A 5,315-nucleotide genomic window follows, 5' to 3' on the forward strand; every position below is an offset into this window, starting at 1 on the left:
AGCTATGTGCGGACGGGATAACCGCTGAAAGCATCTAAGCGGGAAGCCTCCTTCAAGATGATATCTCCCGTCCGTCCTTCGGGACGGGCTAAGGTCCCCGGAAGACTACCGGGTTGATAGGCTACAGGTGTAAGCACAGAAATGTGTTCAGCCGAGTAGTACTAATAGACCGAGAGACTTGACACACATATAAAATAACACAGCTTCTATATTGACTTAAATTAAAAATTCCTCGGTGGCTATGGCGGAAGGGAAACACCCGTTACCATTCCGAACACGGCAGTTAAGCCTTCCCGCGCTGATGGTACTTCAGTGGCAACGCTGTGGGAGAGTAAGGCGCCGCCGAGGTTTTTTTATTTTTCCCTCTTTCATGCCCACATTATATTGAGTATAAAAATTTTCTTGACACTAAAATTATTGGTGTTATAAGTTTATTAATAACTGAACGAAAGAAGGAGGGAAAATGAAAAAAATCACACTGGCGGCGATTATATTGACCGCGCTATCAATTCCAGCTTTTTCTCAACTCTCGCTCCCGATTCATTTCGGAGTCAAAGCAGGTCTCGCACTCGCCAACGGATACGGTGAGGATATCCCAGACAGCATGAGCGGATGGAAGCCTGGATTTTACGGCGGAGCATATGCCAACTACGGATTCACGCCAATGATGGCAGTTCAGGGCGAACTCCTTTTCACCCAAAAGGGAGTTAAATACGACGAAGATAATTATTCGGGTTCTTCCACATTGAATTACATCAACATACCCATTCTTCTCAGGTTCAACGTACCCAACCTCGTGTTCGGACTCTCTTTCCTCGGCGGTGTAGACATGGGGATAAACGTAGGCGCCACCTGGGAATCTGAAGCAAACGGCGTCAGTTCAAGCGGAGACATTGAAACCATAAACACGTTTGATCTCGGCGCTGCAATTGGAGCTGAGGCTTGCTATCAACAGTTCCTGTTTGAACTCAGGTACGTGCACGGCCTTACAAACGTAAATGAAGAAGTAAACGGTGTACAGCCAGACGCGAAAAATATGTGCATCTGCGCTGGAATCGGCTACCAGATAATGTAAGGGAAATTTTTCTATAAAGAAAAAGCCGCTTTTCGAAGCGGCTTTTTTTGTATGAAAATGATCACGGAAAATTCTGTTAAAAACGCTTATACTAAAATCAAAAGCCGAATAGAAAGGAAAATCGCCGACTTTAAAAAAACAGGAAGGTCGGAAGAAAATGTAATTTTCAAGGAACTTGTCTTTTGCATCCTCACTCCACAGTCTTCAGCCAAAAGGTGCTGGAGCGCTGTTGAATCTTTGGATAAGGATGGTTTGCTTTACGATGGAGGACAGAAGGATATTTCTGAACTGCTCGTAAAAAAAACGCGTTTTCACAACTGCAAGTCCCAAAATATAATTTTGGCGAGAAGAATGCTTGAAAAGCCAGGGTTTAGCGGAATTCTGTACATAGATGATGATTTTGCGATGAGAGATCAGCTGGTCTCAAACGTAAGAGGGTTTGGGTTTAAAGAAGCAAGCCATTTCATGAGAAATATTGGCAGAGGGGAAAAGGTCGCAATTCTCGACCGACATATATTAAGATGCATGATGGCTTTAAAAGTTATGGACAAGCTTCCCGGAAGTATGAGTAAGAAAAAGTATCTTGAAACGGAAACTATGTTCTCTGACCTTTCCCAGAAATTATCCATTCCCCTTCCACATCTCGACTTGGTGTTGTGGTATCTCTCCACGGGTGAAATTTTCAAATGAGATTTATATTTTGCCTGACTGTTTTGACCGTATCGATTTGCTCTGTTGCCCATGGTGATACATACGAAAGCTTCGACGGCTGGAGAAGGTTTAAAACCGCTGAATACTTTTGGGGCAAGGGTTTTTCGAGGTTGTCCTTGTTTGAAATTTCTTGGGGTAAAATTGACCATAAATTAGGCCGAGGATTAGGCGTTCTGGATTTGTTTTGGCTTGATGAAAACCAAGAAGCTACAAATACAGATGCCGCATATGTTTTCCTGCCCCTTCAGTTGTACGCGGCTTTTCCATTGGGGGAGACACCGAGGTTTAAAACTTACGAGAGCGGCCCCGGAAAAATAGTCATAATCCCGAGAGAAGGGATGTTTCAATACACGGCGTGTTTTTTCTTTAACGCGTCGTTCTCGTTTGTTTCATTTTGCGACCATTTTAAAGAATTCGCTTTAAGCTATAGATTCTCCGCGGCTTTTGAAAAATCGCTTCCCTTCCAAAATTTTGTGTGTCTCGAAGCTGGTCTCTTTGGTCTGTTTTTGCCCAATAAACAAAAAAACGAAAATTTTTTGTACGCAGGGATATCAATTGGCGTGTTGTCAAATTGGAAGAGAATTGATATATAGAACTTATGAAAATTTGCCTGGCGCAACTAAACCCCTGCGTAGCCGATTTTGAAGGGAATTTCGAGAAAGCGAAAAAAGCTTTCTCAATCGCAGGATCCCAAGGGGCTGACCTCATAGTCTTTCCGGAACTTTACGTCACGGGGTATCCTCCAAAAGATCTTCTCGAAGACGAACGTTTTCTCCGAAAAATAGAGGTTTTCAACGAAAAGTACAAAAAACTTGGTGCTGGTTATGGAGGGTTAGCTGCTGTCCTTGGGACTGTCACCAGAAACAGAAGCGGAAAGGGCAAGAGGCTTTTCAACTCAGTTCTGGTCGTGGCGAATGGAGAAGAAATTTTCTTTCAGGCAAAATCACTGCTTCCTTTCTACGACGTGTTCGACGAAGGCAGATATTTTGAACCTTCAGAACAATCCGAGATTCTGGTTTACAAAGACAAGAAAATCGGTCTGACCGTTTGTGAAGACGCGTGGTCTGAATCAGGTCTTTGGGGCGACAGCGTTCTTTATGATAAAAACCCCGTAAAAGAGCTTAAGAGCAAAGACGCAGAACTGATAATAAACATATCTGCCTCTCCGTTTTCTGCGGGGAAAACTTTATTGAGAAAAAAAGTTTTCGGTGACCTGGCAAAAAAATACGGAATTTTATTCATGCACGTAAACCAAGTCGGTGCAAACGACGAGTTGATTTTCGACGGAAACAGCTCTGTGTTCGCTTGTAGTTCTGACCCGGTTTTAACCCTCGCGTCTTTTGAAGAAGAAATCGGATTTTTCGACACGGATGATATATCCGGAGTTGAAAAAAGCGTCTTATTGTCCGAGACCGAAGAAATTTTTACGGCACTTAAGCTTGGTGTCAAGGATTACTTCCGAAAATGCGGTTTTGAGAGAGCGGTAATAGGGCTGTCGGGAGGCATTGATTCCGCGGTGACTGCCTGCATAGCCGTTGAAGCGCTCGGAAAAGATAATGTCGTCGGCATCACCATGCCTTCTAAATACTCTTCTGAAGGCAGCGTCGAAGATTCAAGGATATTGGCTTCAAACCTCGGAATAAAGTTTCACGAAATAAGCATAGAAGAGATCTACGATTCCTACCTTGCTTCTCTTGACCCTTTTTTCAGCGGAAAAAAATTCGACTCTACCGAAGAAAACATCCAGGCGAGAATAAGAGGTAATCTGCTCATGGCCTTTTCGAACAAATTCGGATCCATAGTCCTTTCGACAGGAAACAAAAGCGAACTCGCTGTCGGCTACTGCACCTTGTACGGAGACATGAGCGGGGGGCTGGCTGTTCTTTCTGATGTCTTTAAGACGACCGTTTACCAACTCTCAAACTACATAAACAGAACCGCTGAAATTATACCTCAAAGCATAATAGAAAAGCCGCCTTCGGCTGAATTGAGACCCGCTCAGAAAGACCAGGACACTTTGCCTCCTTACGAAATACTCGACGATATATTGAAGTGTTATTTGGAAGAGAAAATGAAACCGGAAGAAATCGCCGGGAGAGGTCACAAAAAGAAGACGGTTGAATGGGTTCTCCAAAGAGTTTTCCAGAACGAATACAAAAGACAACAAGCCGCTCTGGGTTTAAAGATTTCGGAAAAAGCTTTCGGCTTCGGACGAAGAATGCCGATAGCGGCAAGATATTTCAATATTTAGGAAAGAAAAGAGGAGGGATTGATCCCTCCTCTTTTTGTTCAGTTCAATATGCTGAATTTCTGAGAATAGTTATTTATTGGAGTATTCAGCAGCATGATATAAGTTCCTGAAGAAATATCATCATTTAGATAATCCCAGCAAAATGAATTTTCACCTTGGTTGAATTTACCTTGATAAAGTGTTTTTACAATTCTGCCGGTCAAGTCAAAAATCATGAGTTTACCCATGGTTTGAGAGGGAAAGTTCAAGGTGAACATCATCTGGTTAAAACCTGCGTGAACTTCGATCACCGGCAATGATATCTCTTCAATTGATGAGGCGTAACTAGCTCGATCATACCATATGTTGTCATTAGCGTATTCACGGTAGATTAAATACATTCCACCCCCTAAACCGGTTAAAATGTAACTACCCTGGGCGGTGGTCTCTCCGGTAGCACGGTGGTCATTTTTATAACCTAAATTATTCCAGCTGGCGGACTGGGAATATTTATAGCCGGCCATAACCGAGTCTGCTCCAGACCATTTTTGGGTCACATAGCCCACGAACTGGTCTGATGTCCCGCAGCGGGTACAGGCGACAAAGGGATGAATTGCATGGTTGTCTCCCACCAGGAAATGAGAAGGAGCGCTGAAAGATTGACCTCCGTCTGAGGATACAATTTCCCAGGACCTGGTGGCAGAATTGTTGTTCAGCCCATCCTGGTAAACTACGGCCACATAATTAGTGGGATAAGAATTATACCGTGCAGAGGCGATGTAGACATCATAGTACAAATCTGTAATATTATTAGGATACTGAAATCCTCCAACCGATGTAAAATAATTAATATACCTGGCCACGGAAAGGTCATTATCACTAGCGTCATGCCAGAGAAGATAAGCCTGATCATCCGGTCCAGCACAGAGGTCAAAGCCGGTGGCTTCCTTCTGAGTGGAAGTGACTATTCCGGATGACCATGTAGCTCCACCGTCTGCAGATGATCGTCTACTCAAGAAACAAGATGTAGCAGATGAAGGATATGAGTAAACCAAATATATATGAGGATTGGCTTCATCGGTAATATCCATTTCAACATGTTTTATATCTGTATGATTGTCGAAGTAGTACCATTCACTAACAGACTGGTCTAAATTTACCCTCCTAAACATGCAAACGGTATCATTTGCATGGACGTAAACAATGGTCAGATGGTAGTGTAAATTCTTCTGTGTAAATGAGGCAAAAAGTGTTAAATGACTTTTTGCCTTATTTAATACGAACAGGAGGATGAAATGG

General features: G+C 43.1%; 5 protein-coding genes and 2 rRNA genes. 6 read left to right on the forward strand and 1 reads right to left on the reverse strand.

The genetic code is table 11. The features are described 5' to 3' along the window. From JXA84_09715 to JXA84_09740, 6 genes are all read left to right on the forward strand, one after another. A 23S ribosomal RNA gene (locus tag JXA84_09715) occupies positions 1-186 on the forward strand; the annotation flags it as partial. Between the two features lie 45 nt (positions 187-231). Further along, positions 232-348: ribosomal RNA gene (gene rrf / locus JXA84_09720) — 5S ribosomal RNA — on the forward strand. A 115-nt stretch (positions 349-463) separates the two neighbouring features. Then, positions 464-1,075: a PorT family protein gene (locus JXA84_09725; protein MBN1151481.1), complete on the forward strand. Its 612-nt coding sequence runs from the start codon at positions 464-466 to the stop codon at positions 1,073-1,075. Positions 1,076-1,126: 51 nt separating this feature from the next. Further along, the gene (locus JXA84_09730; GenBank protein ID MBN1151482.1) at positions 1,127-1,765 is read left to right on the forward strand and encodes an N-glycosylase/DNA lyase; all 639 of its coding nucleotides are present in this window, start codon (positions 1,127-1,129) and stop codon (positions 1,763-1,765) included. After that, a complete protein-coding gene (locus JXA84_09735; GenBank protein MBN1151483.1) occupies positions 1,762-2,379 on the forward strand; it encodes a hypothetical protein in 618 nt (205 codons plus the stop codon). Before JXA84_09730 ends, JXA84_09735 begins: the two co-directional genes overlap by 4 nt. A gap of 5 nt (positions 2,380-2,384) precedes the next feature. Next, a complete protein-coding gene (locus tag JXA84_09740; GenBank protein MBN1151484.1) occupies positions 2,385-4,037 on the forward strand; it encodes an NAD+ synthase in 1,653 nt (550 codons plus the stop codon). Positions 4,038-4,075: 38 nt separating this feature from the next. Here JXA84_09740 and JXA84_09745 read toward each other — a convergent pair whose 3' ends face one another. Continuing rightward, a complete protein-coding gene (locus JXA84_09745; GenBank protein ID MBN1151485.1) occupies positions 4,076-5,032 on the reverse strand; it encodes a T9SS type A sorting domain-containing protein in 957 nt (318 codons plus the stop codon). Positions 5,033-5,315 lie beyond the last annotated feature (283 nt).

It is taken from the genome of candidate division WOR-3 bacterium (assembly GCA_016926475.1).
GTDB lineage: Bacteria > SDB-A > SDB-A > SDB-A > SDB-A > JAFGIG01.